Source organism: Acidovorax sp. NCPPB 3576 (genome assembly GCF_028473605.1).
In the GTDB taxonomy this organism is placed as follows: Bacteria; Pseudomonadota; Gammaproteobacteria; order Burkholderiales; family Burkholderiaceae_C; genus Paracidovorax.
Window position 1 is genome coordinate 4,444,999 of record NZ_CP097267.1, and the last position, 19,344, is coordinate 4,464,342.

A 19,344-nucleotide genomic window follows, 5' to 3' on the forward strand; every position below is an offset into this window, starting at 1 on the left:
GGGCGCGTGCGCGACGGTCCGCAAAAAGAAAGAAAAAGGCCGGGTTGCCCCGGCCTCGTCGGCCATCGCCACCGAAGCGCTTGCCGCGCCCGGGTGGCAATGGCGGCAGGCAGGCCGCTGCCTGCCCATCCGCGGTCAGGGACGCGACGGATAGATGCCGTTCACGGCAATGATGAAGTTCAGCGTGAGGCCAGGTTGCAACGTGCTGACCGTGACGGGCACGTTCATCTGCACGGGCGTGGGCGTGGCGCTGCCGGCCGGTTGCGTGGTGATGGCAGGCAGGGTCAAGGGTGCATCGAAGGGCTTGAGCGTCGTGGTGGCGGACTTGGAGCTGTACACCTTGGCGGTGTTGTTGCCCGCCGTTGCCTTCCCGGCGATCAGAGTCGGCCCAGGAACGTTGTTGTCGCCCGTGGTGTCGTCAGCGGGAATGGACACTGCGGCCGTTCCGCCTGCGGCCACCGTCACGCCGTGGCTGTGGGCCGGCAGGTTGGCGAGCGACAGGATCGCAGCGCCGACGGCGTTGGTGGACGCCGTGACGGAACCGCTCGTACCGCCGATGGTCGCCATGTTCTGGGAACCGAGCGGAACCCGGTTGCGCAGATCGGGCAAGCCGAACGTGTTGACGCCATCGCCGCCGTAGCGGGTGCCCAGCAGCGAGTAGAGCGCCTGGTTCTGATTGATTGACAGCAGTGTGCCGTCGCACAGGGCCCAGCCCTGCGGAACCCATGGCACGGCCCAAAGAATGATCTGGCCCAGAATCGGATCCATGTGAGTATCCCTCTCCCAAAAAAAGGTTTGTCGATCAATATCCGCACCTGGCAGCGATGCTTTTTGACGATCTCGCAGCGAAGGCGGATAGAGGGAGTAAACACCAGAAATCGAAGGGCGACAAGCGAGAATTCACGGGGCGTTGAGAATGCAACGCGCGCCGATCCCCCTGCGCGTATCTGGCTGCTGCCATGAAGCCGCAGGAACGTTTGACAAGGGGTCGGGAAGCGATGGGTCAAGCCGCCGAAGGCGGCCCGCCGAACAGATCGGCAGGGTTGCGGGACGGCGTCACGCCCAGGTGGCGATAGGCGGCCAGCGTGGCCACGCGCCCGCGCGGCGTGCGTTGCAGATAGCCCTGCTGGATCAGGTAGGGCTCGATCACGTCTTCGATGGTGCCGGACTCTTCGCCGATGCTCGCGGCAATGTTGTCCAGGCCCACGGGGCCACCGTCGAAGCGGTGGATCACGGCCTCCAGCAGCTTGCGGTCCATCACGTCGAAGCCCTGCGGGTCCACATCGAGCATGGTGAGTGCGCGCTGCGCGATGTCGAGCGTGATCTGGCCCGTGCCCTTCACGTCGGCGTAGTCGCGCACCCGGCGCAGCAGGCGGTTGGCGATGCGTGGCGTGCCGCGCGATCGGCGAGCGATCTCGAAGCCGCCTTCCGGATCGGTCGGCGTGTTGAGCAGCCCGGCGCTGCGCATCACGATGCGCGCGAGTTCTTCGGGCGTGTAGAACTCCAGCCGCGCGACGATGCCGAAGCGGTCGCGCAGCGGGTTGGTGAGCATGCCCGCGCGCGTGGTCGCGCCCACCAGGGTGAAGGGCTGCAGATCCAGCTTGATGCTGCGCGCCGCAGGCCCTTCGCCGATCATGATGTCGATCTGGTAGTCCTCCAGCGCGGGGTAGAGGATTTCCTCCACCACGGGCGAGAGGCGGTGGATCTCGTCGATGAACAGGACGTCGTTGCGCTCCAGGTTGGTCAGCAGCGCGGCCAGGTCCTTGGGCTTTTCCAGCACGGGCCCGGAGGTCTGGCGCAGGTTCACCCCCAGCTCGGCCGCGATGATGTGGCTGAGCGTGGTCTTGCCCAGGCCCGGGGGCCCGAACAGCAGCACATGGTCCAGCGCCTCGCCGCGCTTGCGCGCCGCGCCGATGAAGATCTCCAGCTGCTCGCGCGCCTTGGCCTGACCGACGTACTCCTGCAGCAGCTTGGGGCGCAGCGCACGCTCCAGCGCTTCCTCCTGCGGGGAGGCCGGCGCGGCGGAGATCACGCGTTTGGCGGGTGCGGGGGCGAAGTCGTCGGTCTGGATGCTCATGCGTTGCGGATCAGTTGGAGGTCCAGGCGTAGTACACGGGGCCTTCGTACTGGTACACCGGATAGGTGGCCTGCACGAAGTCGCGCTCTCCCTGGCTGATGGTGTAGAAGTGCGTGCCGTTGCTTCTGTTGAAGAAGCGGTACATCGCGGTCGAGCCGTTGCCGGCGCCGGTCTGGGCATACCAGATCGGGCCTTCGTATTCGAACGACGGGTAGGTGGCGCGCACGAAGTCGCGCTCGCCCGCATCGATGGTGTAGAAGTGCGCGCCGTTGCTCTTGTTGAAGAAGCGGTACACCGCGCTTTGGCCGGCGGTGGCGCCACCGTAGGCGTAGAAGGCCACGCCTTCGTAGGCAAAGGCCGGGTAGGTGTTGATCACGAAATCACGCTCGCCCGCGCTCGCCGTGAAGAAGTGCGCGCCCGTGCTGCTGTTGAAGAAACGGTACACCGCGGTGCGGCCGCTGGCGCTGGTGGCGGGCGACAGCCAGTTCTTGATGGAAGCGTTGTACGCCACGTCGAAACGGCCGTAGTAGTCCGACGAGGCCTTGTTGGTGCACACGGCGCTGCCGCCGTAGAGCGTGCCGATCAGCGCGCCGCCGGAGAAGATGCCCGAGCCGCTGCTGCCGCCCTCGGTCGTGCCCTGGCTCCACGTCACCCGGTAGAAGTTGCCGCTGGTGCCGCTGCAGGTGAAGTTGGTGTCGCTGATGGAGGTGCACGCGGTGAGGGACGCCAGGTTGCCGAAGCTGATCTTCTGCAAATCGCCCTTCGGGTGGTGGATGCCCACGAGGGCGCCGCCCAGTGCCTGGGGATTGGCGTTCCACGCGGCGAACACGGCGCCGGCAGGCGGGGCTTCGTTCAGGCGCAGGAACGACGTGTCGCTGCTGTCCGTTGCATACAGCAGCGTGGCGCCGCCCGTGCGGGCCGCGGTGCTGGCCGACAGCGTGCGGCTGTTGCAGCTGGGCGCGCGGTAGAACCAGTCGGTGCGCAGCGTGGAGGCCACGGTCTGCGTGGAGATGCAGTGGTTGGCCGAGATGAAGTAGGGCGTTCCGGTGCCGTCGCGGTCGTTCAGCAGCGTGCCCGAGCACACGTACGTCTTGCCGTCGGCGCGCACGAACAGCATCCGCGCCACGGCATTGCGCTGGGCCGCGTACTCGTCATAGCAGGTCGAATCCAGGTTGCAGGCGTCGGATTCGTTGATCTTGGTCTGCTGCTCCAGTTCTTCGGCCGTGGGCAGCGACAGGTTGTCATAGATGTGCGACAGGCGCGGCACCGACAGGTCGATCGCGCTGGCGGGCGTGCCGGAGGGCAGTTCGATCTCCAGCGTGGCCTCGTCGCCGCCCGTGTCGGGCGTCCACCAGGTGCGGCCGGCGTCGGAGGTGTCGCCCGCCGCCTGGTTGCGCTCGATGATCTGCAGCACTTCCTGGCCGGCGATCTCGAACACCGCCGAGGGCCGGGCCTGGCTGTACACGCGCAGCACGGCGCTGCCGGGCAGCTGGCGCACCAGCACGCCCAGGCGCAGGCCATGCGCGCCTTCGGCCGAGAAGCTCAATGCGGCGACCTGCCCGCCGCTGGCCGTGGGCGTCCACTGCAGTTGCTGCTGCGTGGCGCTGGCCGTGGCCGTCTGGGCGATGCTGCGGGGACTGCCGACCTGGCGCGGGCCGAAGCCGCTGGCCGCCGCTTCCTTGGACTGGTCCAGCGGCCCGAGGTCGATGCGTGCGGGCGTGATGGCCGTGCGCACCACGCGGTCCTTGACCCGTGCCACGTCCTGCACGGCGGACGCCGGCTGCTCGCGCGATTCCACGCTATAGACCACCGCCTTCGCCTGGGGAGCGGCCGTGGCCTGCACCGCCTCGGTGCCGCCACCGCCACCGCAGGCGGCCAGCACAGCGGCCACCGCCAAAAACGCCAAAGATCGAACTCGCCTCATTGCCTGTTGCATGGAACAACTCCTGTCATCTCAATCGAATCTGGACGGTCCCATGCCGCCCCGAATTGCAAAATGTGCCACAGCCCCATGGCTGCCAGCGGGTGATTTCTTCGCACGTTGCCGCATTGCGTCATCGCGCGGGTCACGTGCTTCGGCCCCTAGCGCGAGGCCAGCCACCCATGCCCCCAAGGGGCGGCACCGCTGCCGCCATGGCCGGGCAGCCCGGACACGCCGGCATGCGCAGGCCGGTGGGACGTGCCGAACCCGTGGGCGGGGTGGCGCCAGGCCACCGGCACGCTCACCGATGGCGACAGCCACTGCTTGAGGGCCTTCTGGTAGGCCAGGTCGAAGCGGCCATACACCCGCACGTCGTTGACCGAGCATTGGGCGCTGGAGGCGAATCCGTACAGCGTGCCGATCACACGCCCATCGTGGAAGATGGCCGATCCGCTGCTGCCGTCTTCCACCGTTCCGCGGTCGAACCCGACATCGTAGTAGCCCGCCGAGGCCTCCGTCGAAGAGTCGCAAAGCATGGAGCCGTCGGTGTCGTTGGTGCACGCCAGCATGCCCATGATGCTGCCCGTGCTGACCTTTTGCAGGTCGCCCCGCGGATGGTGGATGCCCACCACCGCCGTCGATTCGGCTTGCGGGCTGGCGTCCCACGCGGCGAACACGGCGCCTGCGGGTGGCGCCTCGTTCAGCCGCAGCAGGGCGGTGTCGGTGTCGGCGCTGGCGTAGAGCAGCGTGGCGCCGCCGGTGCGCGCAGTGGACCGGGGCGACAGCGTGGTGCTGTTGCAGGCCTCGGAGCGGAAGAACCAGTCCGTCTGCAGGGTGGACGCCACGGTCTGCGAGGCGATGCAGTGGTTGGCACTGAGGAAGTACGGCGTGCGCGTGGCGTCGCGGTCGTTCAGCAGCGTGCCGGTGCACACATAGGCCTTGCCGTTGTCCACGAACAGCATCCGCGCCACGGCGTCGCGCTGGGCGGCGTATTCGTCGAAGCAGCTCGCATCCAGGTTGCAGGCGATGGCGTCGCCGACCGCCTTGGTCGTCTGGGCGCCCTCCTGCGGCAGGGACAGGTTCTCGAAAAGGTGCGCCAGCGCCGGCACGGCCACCTCCAGCGCCGAGGCGGGCACGCCGGCAGGCAGCTCGATCTCCAGCGTGGCCTCGCTCGCGCCGGAGTTCGGTGTCCACCAGGTGCGTGCGTTGTCCGAGGCATCGCCGGCCGCGATGTTGCGTTCGATGGCCTGCAAAATGGCCCGGCCAGTGGTTTCATATACGGCAGCAGGCCGATCCTGGCGATAGACCCGCACCACGGCCTCGTCGGGAATCTGCCGCACCCATACCCCCAGGCGCAGGCCCTGCGCGTCTTCGGACGTCAAGCTCACCGCGGCCTTCATGCCGCCGTTGGCCGACGAGGTCCATTGCAGCAGCCGCTGCAGGCCGTCCGCCGTGGCCGTGGCCTCGACGGTGCGGGCGTCGCCCACCCGGCGGGCGCCATCGCTTCGGACCGGTGCCGACTTCGGACGCACGAAGGCGGGCAAGGCCACGCGGGCCGGTTCCACCTGCGGGCCGGCCGCGCGCTGCTTGGTCGTGCCAACCTGCGAGCCGGTGTCGGCCGGCTGCACCGCCGAACCCACCTGAAGCACCTCGGACTGCGTCGCGCCACCAGCCACCACGGTGCCGCCACCGCCACCGCCACCGCCACCGCACGCGGACACCAGCGACCCCACCAAAACCAGCGCGGCACTGCGCGCCATCCATTTCCCTTTTGCCATCTTCCGTCGACTCCCTGTTGATTGACCCATCGGGACCCGCGCCGCACTGCCAGCCAGCGCGCGCACGGCGTCCCGCTTCACTTCCCTGTTAACGCTTTGTTTTCATTCATTTGGCCAGCGCCTTGAGCGCCAGCTTGATCCCGTCGCTCACCCCCACGTCCTGGGGCAGCGCCTTGAGCGCCGCGGCGGCTTCCTTGTCGTTGTAGCCCAGCGCCAGCAGCGCCTGGAGGATGTCGGCCTGCGCGTCGCTCGTGGCGTGCGCATGGGCGCCGATGTCGGCCCCCAGCTTGCCCTTGAGCTCCAGCAGCAGGCGCTCGGCGGTCTTCTTTCCGATGCCGGGCACCTTCACCAGGCGCCCCGCCTCCTGCAGGGACACCGCCTGGGCCAGGTCGGACACGCCCATGCCGCTCAGGATGGACAGCGCGGTGCGCGGGCCCACCCCGGAGATCTTGATGAGTTCGCGGAATGCCTGGCGCTCCGGCGCCGTGGCGAAGCCGTAGAGCAGTTGCGCGTCCTCGCGCACAATGAACTGGGTGAGCAGGGCCACACGGTCCCCCACGGGCGGCAGGTTGTAGAAGGTGCTCATGGGCACCTGCACCTCGTAGCCGACGCCGTGGCAGTCCAGCAGCACCTCTGGCGGGTTTTTTTCCAGCAGCGTGCCGGTGAGTTTGCCTATCATTGATGTCCTTCGCCGCGCCGTTGCGGCCATCCAACCGGAATTATCCGCGTGATCCTGCGACACACCTTCACCCCCCACAACAACACCCGGCTGTCGCACCTGTGCGGCCCGGCCGACGCGAACCTGCGCACCATCGAGACGGCGCTGTCGGTCAGCATCGCGCACCGGCACGAGCAGTTCAAGGTGGACGGGACGAAGGCCAAGGCCACCCAGGCCATGGAACTGATCCAGGCGCTGTACGAAATGGCCGAGCGCCCCATCGCCGAGGAACACCTGCAGCTCATGCTGGCCGGCGACAGCTCCATGCTGGAGGCGCCCGGTGACGGCGCGGTGACGCTCAACACCCGCCGCGCCGACCTGCGCGCCCGCACCCCCACGCAGAGCAACTACCTGGACAACATCGCCAGCCACGACATCACCTTCGGCATCGGCCCCGCCGGCACCGGCAAGACCTACCTGGCCGTCGCCTGCGCGGTGGACGCGCTGGAGCGCAATTCGGTGCAGCGCATCGTGCTGACGCGCCCGGCCGTCGAGGCCGGCGAGCGCCTGGGCTTTCTGCCGGGCGACCTCACGCAGAAGGTGGACCCGTACCTGCGGCCGCTGTACGACGCGCTCTACGACCTCATGGGCTACGAGAAGGTGCAGAAGGCCTTCGAGCGCAACGCGCTGGAGATCGCGCCGCTGGCCTTCATGCGCGGGCGCACGCTGAACAACGCCTTCATCATCCTGGACGAGGCCCAGAACACCACGCCCGAGCAGATGAAGATGTTCCTCACCCGCATCGGCTTCGGCGCCCGCGCGGTGGTGACGGGCGACGTGAGCCAGATCGACCTGCCCAAGGGCGCGATGAGCGGCCTGATTGACGCCGAACGGGTGCTCAAGCGCGTCAAGGGCATCGCGATCACCCGGTTCACCACCGCCGACGTGGTGCGCCACCCGCTCATCGCCCGCATCGTGGATGCCTACGATGCCCAGCGCACCGCGGGCAGCCGCGCGGGTCACTCCTGAATTGATAGCATAACGCCCTAGTGAAACATGCGCCAGAGGCCAAAATGACCCTGAACCATCTGACCCTGTCGCTGCAGTTCGCGCGTTTCGACGGGGTGCAGGAACACCGTGCCGCCCTGCCCCGCCATGCCGCGGCGCGCTTCATCCGCCACGCGCTGTCCAGCGACGCCGAGATCACCGTGCGCATCGTCGATGCCGAAGAAGGCCAGGCCCTCAACCGCGAGTACCGCCACAAGGACTACGCCACCAACGTGCTCACCTTCGACTACGCGCAGGAGCCCCTGGTGATGGCCGACCTGGTGCTGTGCGCACCCGTGGTGGCGCGCGAGGCGCGCGAGCAGAACCGCGAGCTGCGCGCGCACTACGCCCACCTGCTGGTGCACGGCACGCTGCACGCCCAGGGCTGGGACCACGAGACCAGCGCCGAGGACGCCGACGAGATGGAGGCCTACGAAACGGCCATCCTGCAGGAACTGGGCTTCGACGACCCGTACGCGGGCTGAGCCGGCCACCGCGCAGGCCGCGCCCTCCCCGCCATCGCCGAGGGAGCGGATCGGCCTCGAAACAGCCCCATGCCGGGGTTTCGATTGCCTCTATAGCTATTATTTCGATAGCAAACCGTCCGCCGGCGCCATGCGCAGCGGAATCGTCACCGGCCCGTCGTTCACCAAGTGCACCTGCATGTCGGCCGCAAAGCGGCCGGTCTCCACCACCGGGTGCAGCGCCCGCGCCCGCGCCACGAACAGGTCGTACAGCCGCCGCCCCTCGTCCGGCGCCGCCGCCTGGGTGAAGCTCGGGCGGTTGCCGCCGGTGGTGTCGGCAGCCAGGGTGAATTGGCTCACGACGAGCAGGCCGCCGCCCACGTCCTGCACGCTGCGGTTCATCTTGCCCGCCTCGTCCGTGAACACCCGCAGCTTGAGCAGCTTGGCCAGCAGCCGATCGGCCTCGGCGTCGGTGTCGCCGCGCTCGGCGCACAGCAGCACCAGCAGGCCGGGGCCGATGCGGCCCACCACTTGGCCATCCACTTCCACGCGCGCTTCGCGCACGCGTTGCAACACACTCATCATGGCGGGCAATCCTTCGGTTCTTCCAGAAATGACTCCACCCCGACGGGCAGCAGCTCGATGGTCACGCGCAATCCGGGCACGGCGCGCATCAGGGCGGTCTCCACGGCACCGCGCAACTGGGCGGCGCGGCCCAGGCTCCACTCGGCGGGCACATGCATGTGCAGGCCGGCGAAGCGGCGCTGGCCGGCCTGGCGCGTGATCAGGTGGTCAAAGCGCACCTGCGGCGCCCCCTGCGCGAAGCCGCTCAGCGCCGCGTCGATGGCGGCCTGTGCCTCGGGCTCGACGGCCGCGTCCATCAGGCCCTGCGAGGCGCGCCACACCATGTGCGCCCCTTCCCGCAGGATGTTCAGCGCCACGGCCATGGCCACCACCGGGTCCAGCCAGAGCCAGCCGGTCGCGCTGGCCGCGCCGATGCCGACGACCACGCCCGCCGAGGTCCAGACATCGGTAACGAGGTGGCGCGCATCGCCCTCCAGCGCCACCGACCGGTGCGCGCGTGCGGAGCGGAACATCAGCCACGCCAGGCCGCCGTTCAGCGCCGAGCTGACCACCGACAGCGCCAGGCCCCAGCCGACCTGCTCCAGCGGCTGCGGCGCGGACAGCCGGTGCGCCGCAGCCCAGAAGATGGCAGCGGAGGCGCCCACGATCAGGATGCCCTCGAACCCGGAAGAAAAATACTCGGCCTTGTGGTGCCCGTAGGGGTGGTCGTCGTCCGCCGGGCGCTGCGCGACGGTCACCATGGCCAGCGCGAACACCGCGCCCGCCAGGTTGACGAACGATTCCAGCGCATCGGACAGCAGCCCCACCGAACCCGTGAGATGCCAGGCCAGCGTCTTGAGCACGATGGTGACCAGCGCCACGGCCACCGAGCCCCACAGCAGCGTGCGGGGCGCGGGCGAGGCAGGGCCGGTGCGGCCCGGGGCGCTCGGATCGGAAGGCGGAGGGCGGGAGGACATGGGGCTGGAAGGGTAAGCGCCGGGGCCGCCATTCTGCCCCCGAACGGCGCTATTTTCAGCGGCCTCTTTCGGCGTCCGCTGCGCCCCATGACGGCGGCAAAATGCCCGCACCTACGAGGCGGCTACCCTGCAGGCACTGGGCTTTGGCGACCCTTATGCGGGCTGAGGGCCGGGGCGCTGGGCACAGAAAGAAGTCCTCCCTATTGAGGACCGTTTTGTTTTTTGGGGAGCTAATGCGACGGCACGGATGGCTTGCATGCCGGAATCCGCACTGGGGTGCCCACGCGCGTGGTCAGGTGCCATCCACCAGCCGCGCCTTCACCAGCTTGCCCTTGACCCGGCCGGCCGCCAGGCGCCGCACCACGTCCTGCGCGATGCCCCGCTCCACGGCCACGTAGGTGGAGAAATCGTTCACGTTGATCTTGCCCACCTGCTCGCGCGCAAAACCCATCTCGCCCGTGAGCGCGCCCAGCACGTCGCCGGCGCGGATCTTTTCCTTGCGCCCGCCGATGATCTGGATAGTGGCCATGGGCGGCAGCAGCGGCCCGCCGGGGGCCGGGGTGAGTTCGGCCAGCGGATGCCATTCCGACTCGCGGCCCTGCAGCTGCTCGATCTTGCCCACGCTGCCCATCTCGGGCAGGCTGGCCAGGCTCAAAGCGAGGCCTTCGGCGTCCGCGCGGCCGGTGCGGCCGATGCGGTGCACGTGGATCTCGGGGTCGGGGGTCACGTCCACGTTGATCACCGCCTGCAACTGGGCGATGTCCAGGCCGCGCGCGGCCACGTCGGTGGCCACCAGCACCGAGCAACTGCGGTTGGCGAACTGCACCAGCACCTGGTCGCGCTCGCGCTGCTCCAGCTCGCCATACAGGGCCAGCGCGTGAAAGCCCTGCGCCTGCAGCACGCCCACCAGGTCGCGGCACTGCTGCTTGGTATTGCAAAAAGCGATGGCCGATTCGGGCCGGAAGTGGTTCAGCAACTGCGACACGGCATGCAGCCGCTCGCTCTCCTTCACCTCGTACCACCGCTGCGCGATCTTGGCCGCGCCATGCTGGGCCTGCACCGTGATGCGCTGCGGCTCCTTCATGAACTGGCGCGCCAGGCGCTCGATGCCCTCGGGGTACGTGGCGGAAAACAGCAGCGTCTGGCGCTCGGCCGGGCACTGGCGCGCGACCTTGGCGATGTCGTCGAAGAAGCCCATGTCCAGCATGCGGTCGGCCTCGTCGAGCACCAGGGTGTTGAGCGCCTGCAGATCGAGCGTGGCGCGCTCCAGGTGGTCCATCACCCGGCCGGGCGTGCCCACCACGATGTGCGCGCCGTGCTCCAGGCTGGCGATCTGCCCGCGCAGCGGCACGCCGCCGCACAGGGTGACCACCTTGATGTTCTCCTGCGCGCGGGCCAGGCGGCGCACCTCGGTGGCCACCTGGTCGGCCAGCTCGCGCGTGGGGCACAGCACCAGCGCCTGCACCGCGAAGCGGCGTGCATTGAGGTTGGCCAGCAGGGCCAGGGCGAAGGCGGCCGTCTTGCCGCTGCCGGTGCTGGCCTGGGCGATCAGGTCGCGGCCCAGCAAGGCCGGGGGCAGGCTGGCGGCCTGGATCGGCGTCATGCGGGTATAGCCCAGCTGCTGCAGGTTGGACAGGGTGGCGGGGTGCAGCGCCAGGGAGGAGAACTCGGCGCCAGCGCCGGAAACGGAAGAAGTCATCCCCGGATTATCCCGGGGCCCGGCTCCCAAGGGCTTGCACCCTCGCCAGCGGCGCCCCGATCGGCTATAAAACTTCGAGATACAAGGGTGGGACATGCCAGACACATCAAGCCGAGCGGACGGTTCGGTCCAGGACCCCCACTGCAGCAGTTCCTTGCTGCGGTTGCTGGCCGACTCCGTTCCGGCGCTGCTCGCGTACTTCGAATCCTCGACGCTGCGTTGCGTTTTCGCCAACCAGGGCTATGCCGAAGCCACGGGCCACACCGTCGAAGCCATCCTGGGCAAGACGGCGCAGGAGGCCATCGGCGATGCGGCCTGGGCGTCGATCCAGCCGCAGATCCAGCAGGTGCTGCGAGGCGAGCGCGTGCAGTACACCCGCAAGCAGCGAACGCGCGGAGCGCCGCCGCGCATGATGGAGGTGAACCTCATCCCCCACCTGCACCCTCGGCTGGGCCTGCTGGGCGCGTTCGTGCTGATCAACGACATCACACACCACTGGGAGGCCGAGCGCGCGGTGCGCGAAAGCGAAGAGCGCATGCGCAAGTTCTCGCAGGCCACCGAAGAGGCGATCGTGTTCCACCGCGATGGCCTCGTCACCGACTTCAACGAGGCGCTCACGCGGCTGATGGGCTACACGCTGGGCGAGGTGCGCGGCCGGCGCATGCTCGATTTCGTGAGCGAGGAATTCCGCCCCCTCACCGAGGCCTCCGTGCGCGAGAACCGCGAGGAGCCCTACGAGGTCACGGTGCTGCACAAGGACGGCCATGCCGTGCCCGTGGAGATCGTCGGCAAGACCATGCCCTGGAAGGGCGCGGGCTACCGCATCGCCGTGCTGCGCGACATCACCGCGCGCCGCCAGGCCCAGGAGCGCGAAGCCTTCCTGGCACGGCACGATGCGCTCACGCGGCTGCCCAACCGCGCCACGCTCATGGAGCGGCTCACCGCCGTGATCGACGCCGCGCAGCGCAAGCCGCAGGCCGCGGCCGTGCTGTTCATCGACCTGGACCACTTCAAGACGGTGAACGATTCGCTGGGCCACCAGGCCGGCGACATGCTGCTGTGCGAGGTGGCGCGCCGCCTCGTGCAGGGCGTGCTCCCGGCGGACATCGTGGCCCGCGTGGGCGGCGACGAGTTCGTCGTGGTGCTGGGCGACGCACAGGACCGGCACTCGGCCCTGGCAGTGGCCGACCAGTTGCTGGCCGATGTGTGCGCGGTGTTCCACGCCGATGGCACGCCGCTGTCGGTGTCGGTCTCCATCGGCGTGAGCATGTACCCCGACGATGGCGACAACGCCGCCGAGCTGGTGCGCCGCGCCGATGCCGCCATGCAGCAGGCCAAGGACAGCGGCCGCGCCAACCGGCAGGCCTACGCCCCGGGCATGGACACGCCCTCCACCGGCGTGCTGCAGCACGAGCGCCTGCTGCGCGATGCCATCCTGCACGGCGCCTTCGTGCTGCACTACCAGCCGCAGGTGCGCCTGGATGACGGTGCGCTGGTGGGCTTCGAGGCGCTGGTGCGCTGGCGCCATCCCGAGCGCGACCTGGTCGGGCCCATCGATTTCATCGCCTTCGCCGAGGCGCGCGGGCTCATCACGCCCATCGGCCGCTGGGTGCTGGTCGAGGCCTGCCGGCAGATGCGCGCCTGGCACGACGAGGGCCTGCCTCAGGTGCCGGTGGCGGTCAATCTTTCGGCGCTCGAATTCCGCCAGCGCGACGTGGCCGGCGAGATCGCAAGCGTGCTGCGCCAGACGGGCCTGGCGCCGTGCTTTCTGGAGATCGAGATCACCGAATCGGTGCTCATGCACGATGCCGACCAGGTGCGCCGCACGCTGGATGCGCTCAAGGCGCTGGGCGTGCGCGTGTCCATCGACGACTTCGGCACCGGCTACTCGTCGCTCGCCTACCTCAAGCGCTACCCGATCGACAAGCTCAAGATCGACCGATCGTTCGTCTCGGACACGCCCGCCAACGAGGACGACGTGGCCATCGTCACCGCCATCGTGCAGATGGGCCGCAGCCTGCAGATCCAGACCGTGGCCGAGGGCGTGGAAACCGACGCCCAGCGCGAGCTGCTGCGCACCCTGGGCTGCCACCTGGCGCAGGGCTACCTGATCTCGCCGCCCATGGACCCGCGGCAGACGCGCGAGTGGCTGCTGAAAAAAAGATAGCAGGCCCGTCATCCGGCTGACCCGCTCGGCCGTGGACAATAGGCGCCATGGCCCAGATCCCAGACTTCACCGAGCCCACCCTTCATACCGATCCCGCCGAGGCGCTGGCCCAGGTGCAGCGCATCTACCAGCAGCAGATCGGACACCTTCGCGAGGCCATGCAGCGCTTCGTCGCCGGGGAGACCCCGGCGAGCCACGTGCGGGCCTTCTACCCCTTCGTTCGGGTGCAGACCACCACCGTGGCCCGCGCTGCCACCCAGCTGGCCTACGGCTTCGTCGAAGGGCCGGGCCGCTACGAAACCACCCTCACCCGCCCCGACCTGTTCGCCCACTACTACGCCGAACAATTCCGCCTGCTGCGCGACAGCCACAACATCGAGCTGGAGGTGGGCATCAGCAGCCAGCCCATCCCCATCCACTTTTCGTTCGCGGAGCACGACCACATCGAGGGCACGCTGACCGCCCAGCGCCGCATGCTCATGCGCGACGTGTTCGACCTGCCCGACCTGGAGGCCATGGACGACGGCATCGCCAACGGCACCTGGGCGCCCCGCCCCGGCGAGGCGCAGCCCCTGTCGCTCTTCACCGCGCCGCGGGTGGACTATTCGCTGCACCGGCTGCGCCACTACACCGGCACCGCGCCCGAGTGGTTCCAGAACTTCGTGCTGTTCACCAACTACCAGTTCTACATCGACGAATTCGTGCGCCTGGGCCATGCCGAAATGGCCAAGCCGGACAGCGAGTACGTGGCCTTCATCGAGCCCGGCAACGTCGTCACCCGCCGCACCGGCCTGCCGGCCCAGCCGGGCGACGAGCTGGGCGTGGCCCCGCCGCGCCTGCCGCAGATGCCCGCCTACCACCTCATGCGGGCCGACAAGAGCGGCATCACCATGGTCAACATCGGCGTGGGCCCGTCCAACGCCAAGACCATCACCGACCACATCGCCGTGCTGCGCCCCCATGCCTGGATGATGCTGGGCCACTGCGCGGGCCTGCGCAACAGCCAGCAACTGGGCGACTACGTGCTGGCCCACGCCTATGTGCGCGAAGACCACGTGCTCGACGAAGAGCTGCCGCTGTGGGTGCCCATTCCCGCGCTGGCCGAGATCCAGATGGCGCTGCAGCAGGCCGTGGCCGATGTCACCCAGATCGAGGACGCCGACCTCAAACGCATCATGCGCACCGGCACCGTGGCCAGCACCGACAACCGCAACTGGGAGCTGCTGCCCGACAACATGCCCCAGCGCCGGTTCAGCCAGAGCCGCGCCGTTGCGCTGGACATGGAGAGCGCAACAATAGCCGCCAACGGCTTTCGCTTTCGCGTGCCCTACGGCACCCTGCTGTGCGTGAGCGACAAGCCCCTGCACGGCGAGATCAAGCTGCCCGGCATGGCCAACCACTTCTACCGCGAGCGCGTGGACCAGCATCTGCGCATCGGCATGCGCGCCATCGACATCCTGCGGGCCGGCGGCGTGAGCCGCCTGCACAGCCGCAAGCTGCGCAGCTTCGCCGAGGTGGCCTTCCAGTGACACACCGGGTGGGTGCCGCCACCAGGGATTGATGCGGCTGGATTTCGTCACCCTGCTGGCCATCACGGCCACCAACCTGTGCATGCTCTCGGCGGCCCTGCCGCTGATCATGGGCCGCGGCGCGGGCACCGCCGCGCGCTGGGTGCAGGCCAGCGTGCTGCTGCAGGGCCTGGCCTGGGCCGCCATCATCGCGTCCTCGTCCGCGTGGGACCAGACGCTGTCCACCGTGTCCATGGCCGCCGCCCTGGCCCAGTGGGCCATCTTCGAGGCACTGGCGATCTGGCTCGGGCCCCGGCCCGGGCGGCGCCTGGTGCACGCGCTGGTGGTGGCGATCCCGCTGGGCTACACCCTGGGCTTTTCGCACTACGCGTTTCGCGTCGGCTGGGCCAACCTGCTGCTGGCGGCGCTGATGCTGACCGTCGCCCGCGCCACGCTGTACCCGCAACAGCCCGCGAACCGGCGCTGGCGCCTGCTGCTCATGGGGTGCCTGGCGGCCATGGCCGCCTTCACCGCCGCGCGCGGCGTGCTGGGCGCCTTCACCGATGCCTACCCCAGCTTCCGCACGCCGCACCCCGTCAACATCGCCGCGGCCGTGGCCGCCAACGTCACCCTCGTGCTGGGCACGGTGGCCTTGCTGGTCGCGTGGCGCGACGAGGCCGAGCAGCAGCTGCGCACCCTGGCCATGACCGATGCGCTCACCGGCCTGCTCAACCGCCGCGGCTTCGAGGTGCACGGCCAGGCCCTGCGAACCCGCGCCGCACGCCAGCGCCAGCCGCTGGCCGCGCTGCTGCTGGACCTGGACCACTTCAAGCGCATCAACGACGCCTACGGCCACGACGCCGGTGACCGCGCCCTGGCCCTGTTCGCCCGGCTGGCCCAATCCACCGCCGGCCCGGGCGACACCGTGTGCCGCTTCGGCGGCGAGGAATTCGGGGTCCTCCTGCTGCACGCCGGGCAGGAGGGGGTGCAGCGCTTCGACCAGCGCCTGCGTGGCCGCCTGCAAGCCGAAAGCGCCGAGGCGCTGGGGTTTCCCATGGACTACAGCGCAGGCGCGGCGCTGTTTCACTGCGGAGACGAAGACTTGGCATCCCTCATGGCCCGCGCGGATGTGGCCCTGTATGCCGCCAAGGAACAGGGGCGGCGGCAACTGGCAATGGCATGAGGCGGGGTCGGCAACGTCGGACCTGCGCTTGATACCTGAATTGCCAGTTGCCTCAGCCTGGGAACAGCAGTGCGCGCGCTGCCATCGCGTGCCTGCACGCCACACCGCGCACAACGCTTTCTTCGCTTTGCAACGGATGGCTTCGCAAGCCGGCGCCCCCACATCGAAGCGATCCCATACAACAGAACTTCTCGTAATCTGCCACACCGTGGAAAAGCGTGTGATTCACGCCTTTGCAGCAACTTGCAATTATCGTTTTGAGGAAGTTCTTATGGGAAATTGCATTTCCGGCTCCAGTTCCGGCAACGTCCGGCGTCATCCGTCGAGCGTTGTAGACTCGCCCGCACAGTCATCGCCGGCGAACTCATCGCGAAGCCTTGATGGGAGCCAAACCGACGGTCTTTCCTCTCGGGCCAGCAGTCCAGTCTACGCACCGGCACCCAGGGTGTCATTGGGTACATCGCCAAACGCACTGCGGTGGGGTGGCAGCGACCCTCTGGAACAGCATCAGATCCAGCAAGCGGCCTACCATCTGGCAGCCCACGCCGTGGGTGACGAAGTGACAAGCCCGAGGCGGTTGGCGACTGCAGGACAGTCCGTACACGACGTGCGAATGATCATGAAGCACGGCCGGGGAAACATCCAGGTCGACAGCGCACCATCGAATGGACACAACGGTATCGGGTCGTCGGTGGCCAAAATGGCCAGCGACGGGACCAGCAAGGTCGCGGTGGCAGTCGTGATGGGTGCCGCCGTTTGCGATCAGCAGTCAGCCCTGGGTGCGATCATTCATGCGCCTCATATGACAAACAATGAGCAAAGCAAGACGGTCGGCGCATCCGTCAGCGTGACCGAGATCACGGACGAAGGGCATGAGATTGCAGCCAGAACCGGGCACAGCTGGAGCGAATTGCGGCGCGAGCCGGAGGGCAGAAACAAAAAATCGACCATCGTGATGGACCCCTGGGCCAACGGCCCCGCCGTTCGATTGAAAGACAGCGCCTGGAAGAATGCCTCGGTTAATCAGGAAATCTGGGCGCTGGACAAAAGCGGAGCCGAGTGGACGAAGAACCGTGTCGAAGGCCTCGTTCCACTGGTACATCCGGATAACGACGATAACACCGCCGCCAGCTTAAGAACAAGACAACGCAATCCCGTGGCATGGGAGCAATTCGCAGAGGTGCAAGTCATCTCCGAAAAGTTCGCCAACAAAGCGCGCGATGCACTGTCGAACCTCCCGCACCAAGAACAGAGGGAGCTGGCATCCCAAATGATCCAAGACGCCTACGGAATGGAGCCGGGCACGTATGCACACCAATATGCGGTGGATTCTGTCGTTGCAACCGCACACCGCTTGGACTCCATGACCCGACCTCCGGTCGTGCCCCCGGAGAACTGAACCCACCAGGACACCACACCAGAAGGCGCCGTCCACACGGCGCCTTCTTTGGGTGTGCGTTAGCCCGCAGCCACCCGCCGCTTGAGCACCCCCAGCGCCAGCGCCGTCACCCCCGTGCCGGCGGCGATCGCCAGCGCGTACAGCACCACATGGTTGACCGCGTTCGGAATGGCCAGCACGAACACGCCGCCGTGCGGCGCCTGCAGGCCGATGTTCCACATCATCGACAGGCCGCCCGCCACGGCCGCGCCGGCCATGCAGGCGGGGATCACCCGCAGGGGGTCGCGCGCGACGAACGGGATGGCGCCTTCGGTGATGAAGGCCAGGCCCAGCACGGCGACGGCCTTGGAGGCCTCGCGCTCCTCGGCGCTGAAGCGGCTGCGGAACACCCAGCACGCCAGCGCAATGCCCAGCGGCGGCACCATGCCGGCGGCCATGGTGGCGGCCATGGGATTGGCCACGCCGCTGGCGATCAGCGTGGTGGAGAACACGTAGGCCGCCTTGTTGACCGGCCCGCCCATGTCGAAGGCCATCATCGCGCCGAGGATCACGCCCAGCAGCACGGCGCTGCCGGTCTGCAGGCCCTTGAGCCATTCGGTGAGCGCGGCCATCACGCCGGCCATGGGCTTGCCGATGACCATCATCATGAGCACGCCGACCACCAGCGTGCCCAGCAGCGGCAGCAGCAGCACGGGCTTCAACCCGTCGAGCGTGCGCGGCAGGCGGATGGCGCGGTTCATCCAGTGCACCGCGTAGCCCGCGATGAAGCCCGCGGCAATGGCGCCCAGGAAGCCTGCGCCCACGGTGCCCGCGAGCAGGCCGCCGATCATGCCCGGCGCGATGCCCGGCCGGTCGGCGATGGAGAACGCGATGTAGCCGCCAAGCGCCGGCAGCATGAGCGTGAAGCCCGCCTTGGCGCCGATCTGGAACAGTGTCCAGCCGAGCGTGCCCTGGTGCGCGTCGTCGTACACGTAGATGCCGCCCAGCGCGAAGGCCAGCGCGATCAGCAGCCCGCCCGCGACCACGAAGGGCAGCATGAACGACACGCCGGTCATCAGGTGCTTGTAGGGGCCGGTGCGCTCCGTGCTGCGGGCGGCAGCGCCGGCAGGCGCCGCCCCCGGCGTTGCGGCCGTGCCCGCTGCGGGCGCGTCGCCCCACACGGTGGCCTGCGCCGCCGCCTGGGCGAACACCGCGGCCGCATCGTGGATCGCGGCCTTGGTGCCGGTGGCATACAGCCGCTTGCCGGCGAAGCGGGCGCGGTCCACCTGCGTGTCGGCGGCGATCACGACCAGGTCGGCCCGGGCGATCTCGTCGGCCGTGAGGGTGTTCTGCGCGCCGACCGAGCCCTGAGTCTCGACCTTGATGGTGTGGCCCAGCGCCTGCGCGCCCTGCTCCAGCGCCTCGGCCGCCATGAAGGTGTGGGCCACGCCCGTGGGGCAGGAGGTGATGGCGACGATGCGAAGGGGGCGCGCCGCGTCGGCAATGGCCACCGCCGGCACCGCCGCGGCGGCCGGGGCCGGCACGCCGTGCGCCGCCACTGCCCCATCGCTTGCGCCGCCTGCGCCCGAGCGTGCCAGCGCGGCGCGCACGACTTCGGCCGCATCGGCCAGCACGGCGCCCGGCGTGGTTTCGTGCAGGCGTTCGGCAGGCAACCCGCTGCGGTCCACGTCCATGTCGGCCGCGATGATGACGGCATCGGCGCTGGAGAGTTCTTCGTCCGTCCAGCCGCCCTGGGCACCCAGGCTGCTGCGCACGCTCAGGGCGATGGGGTGGCCGAGCCGTTCGGCGGCGGCGCGCAGCGCCTCGCCGGTCATGAAGCTGTGCGCCGGGCCGGCCTGGCTGGCGGCGATGGCGATGAGGTGGGCCATGGGATGGGTCTCCGTGTGGGTTCTCGTTATGGGG

15 protein-coding genes are annotated in these 19,344 nt (G+C 68.8%); 6 read left to right on the plus strand and 9 right to left on the minus strand.

Going from position 1 to position 19,344, the window contains the following annotated elements:
- Positions 1 to 135 precede the first annotated feature (135 nt).
- From M5C98_RS20290 to ruvA, 5 genes are all read right to left on the minus strand, one after another.
- Positions 136 to 768, minus strand: a complete 633-nt coding sequence (locus M5C98_RS20290; RefSeq protein WP_272549232.1) for a phage tail protein — start codon at positions 766 to 768, stop codon at positions 136 to 138.
- 235 nt (positions 769 to 1,003) lie between these two features.
- Positions 1,004 to 2,077 (minus strand): Holliday junction branch migration DNA helicase RuvB, encoded by a 1,074-nt coding sequence (gene ruvB / locus M5C98_RS20295; protein WP_272549233.1) that lies wholly within the window; start codon positions 2,075 to 2,077, stop codon positions 1,004 to 1,006.
- 10 nt (positions 2,078 to 2,087) lie between these two features.
- The gene (locus M5C98_RS20300; RefSeq protein ID WP_272549234.1) at positions 2,088 to 4,013 is read right to left on the minus strand and encodes a trypsin-like peptidase domain-containing protein; all 1,926 of its coding nucleotides are present in this window, start codon (positions 4,011 to 4,013) and stop codon (positions 2,088 to 2,090) included.
- Positions 4,014 to 4,159: 146 nt separating this feature from the next.
- A complete protein-coding gene (locus tag M5C98_RS20305) occupies positions 4,160 to 5,776 on the minus strand; it encodes a trypsin-like peptidase domain-containing protein (RefSeq protein ID WP_272549235.1) in 1,617 nt (538 codons plus the stop codon).
- Positions 5,777 to 5,882: 106 nt separating this feature from the next.
- On the minus strand, positions 5,883 to 6,455 hold the full coding sequence (gene ruvA, locus M5C98_RS20310) for a Holliday junction branch migration protein RuvA (RefSeq protein WP_272549236.1): 573 nt from the start codon (positions 6,453 to 6,455) through the stop codon (positions 5,883 to 5,885).
- A 48-nt stretch (positions 6,456 to 6,503) separates the two neighbouring features.
- Between ruvA and M5C98_RS20315 the strand changes: the two genes are divergently transcribed.
- Complete coding sequence (locus tag M5C98_RS20315; protein ID WP_272549237.1) at positions 6,504 to 7,463, plus strand: PhoH family protein; 960 nt, start codon at positions 6,504 to 6,506, stop codon at positions 7,461 to 7,463.
- A 44-nt stretch (positions 7,464 to 7,507) separates the two neighbouring features.
- The gene (ybeY, locus tag M5C98_RS20320) at positions 7,508 to 7,966 is read left to right on the plus strand and encodes an rRNA maturation RNase YbeY (RefSeq protein ID WP_272549238.1); all 459 of its coding nucleotides are present in this window, start codon (positions 7,508 to 7,510) and stop codon (positions 7,964 to 7,966) included.
- Between the two features lie 99 nt (positions 7,967 to 8,065).
- On the opposite strand, the gene dtd is transcribed toward ybeY, so the two are convergent.
- From dtd to dbpA, 3 genes are all read right to left on the minus strand, one after another.
- Positions 8,066 to 8,530 carry a D-aminoacyl-tRNA deacylase gene (gene dtd / locus M5C98_RS20325; RefSeq protein WP_272549239.1) on the minus strand — a complete coding sequence of 155 codons (465 nt, stop codon included), beginning with the start codon at positions 8,528 to 8,530 and terminating at the stop codon, positions 8,066 to 8,068.
- Positions 8,527 to 9,486 (minus strand): cation diffusion facilitator family transporter, encoded by a 960-nt coding sequence (locus M5C98_RS20330; protein WP_272549240.1) that lies wholly within the window; start codon positions 9,484 to 9,486, stop codon positions 8,527 to 8,529. The genes dtd and M5C98_RS20330 overlap by 4 nt, the downstream gene beginning before the upstream one ends.
- 292 nt (positions 9,487 to 9,778) lie before the next feature.
- Positions 9,779 to 11,185: an ATP-dependent RNA helicase DbpA gene (gene dbpA / locus M5C98_RS20335; RefSeq protein ID WP_272549241.1), complete on the minus strand. Its 1,407-nt coding sequence runs from the start codon at positions 11,183 to 11,185 to the stop codon at positions 9,779 to 9,781.
- Positions 11,186 to 11,279: 94 nt separating this feature from the next.
- On the opposite strand from dbpA, the gene M5C98_RS20340 reads away from it, so the two are divergent.
- The 4 genes from M5C98_RS20340 to M5C98_RS20355 all read left to right on the plus strand — a co-directional run bounded on the left by M5C98_RS20340 (position 11,280) and on the right by M5C98_RS20355 (position 17,442).
- Complete coding sequence (locus tag M5C98_RS20340; RefSeq protein WP_272549242.1) at positions 11,280 to 13,352, plus strand: putative bifunctional diguanylate cyclase/phosphodiesterase; 2,073 nt, start codon at positions 11,280 to 11,282, stop codon at positions 13,350 to 13,352.
- A 47-nt stretch (positions 13,353 to 13,399) separates the two neighbouring features.
- Entirely contained in the window at positions 13,400 to 14,881 is a 1,482-nt protein-coding gene (locus M5C98_RS20345) for an AMP nucleosidase (RefSeq protein WP_272549243.1), read from the plus strand.
- Between the two features lie 31 nt (positions 14,882 to 14,912).
- Positions 14,913 to 16,043 carry a GGDEF domain-containing protein gene (locus tag M5C98_RS20350; protein WP_272549244.1) on the plus strand — a complete coding sequence of 377 codons (1,131 nt, stop codon included), beginning with the start codon at positions 14,913 to 14,915 and terminating at the stop codon, positions 16,041 to 16,043.
- Positions 16,044 to 16,656: 613 nt separating this feature from the next.
- A complete protein-coding gene (locus tag M5C98_RS20355) occupies positions 16,657 to 17,442 on the plus strand; it encodes a hypothetical protein (RefSeq protein ID WP_272549245.1) in 786 nt (261 codons plus the stop codon).
- Positions 17,443 to 17,501: 59 nt separating this feature from the next.
- Here the strand turns inward: M5C98_RS20355 and M5C98_RS20360 are convergent, their stop codons facing one another.
- Positions 17,502 to 19,310, minus strand: a complete 1,809-nt coding sequence (locus M5C98_RS20360; RefSeq protein WP_272549246.1) for a PTS fructose-like transporter subunit IIB — start codon at positions 19,308 to 19,310, stop codon at positions 17,502 to 17,504.
- Positions 19,311 to 19,344: the final 34 nt, after the last annotated feature.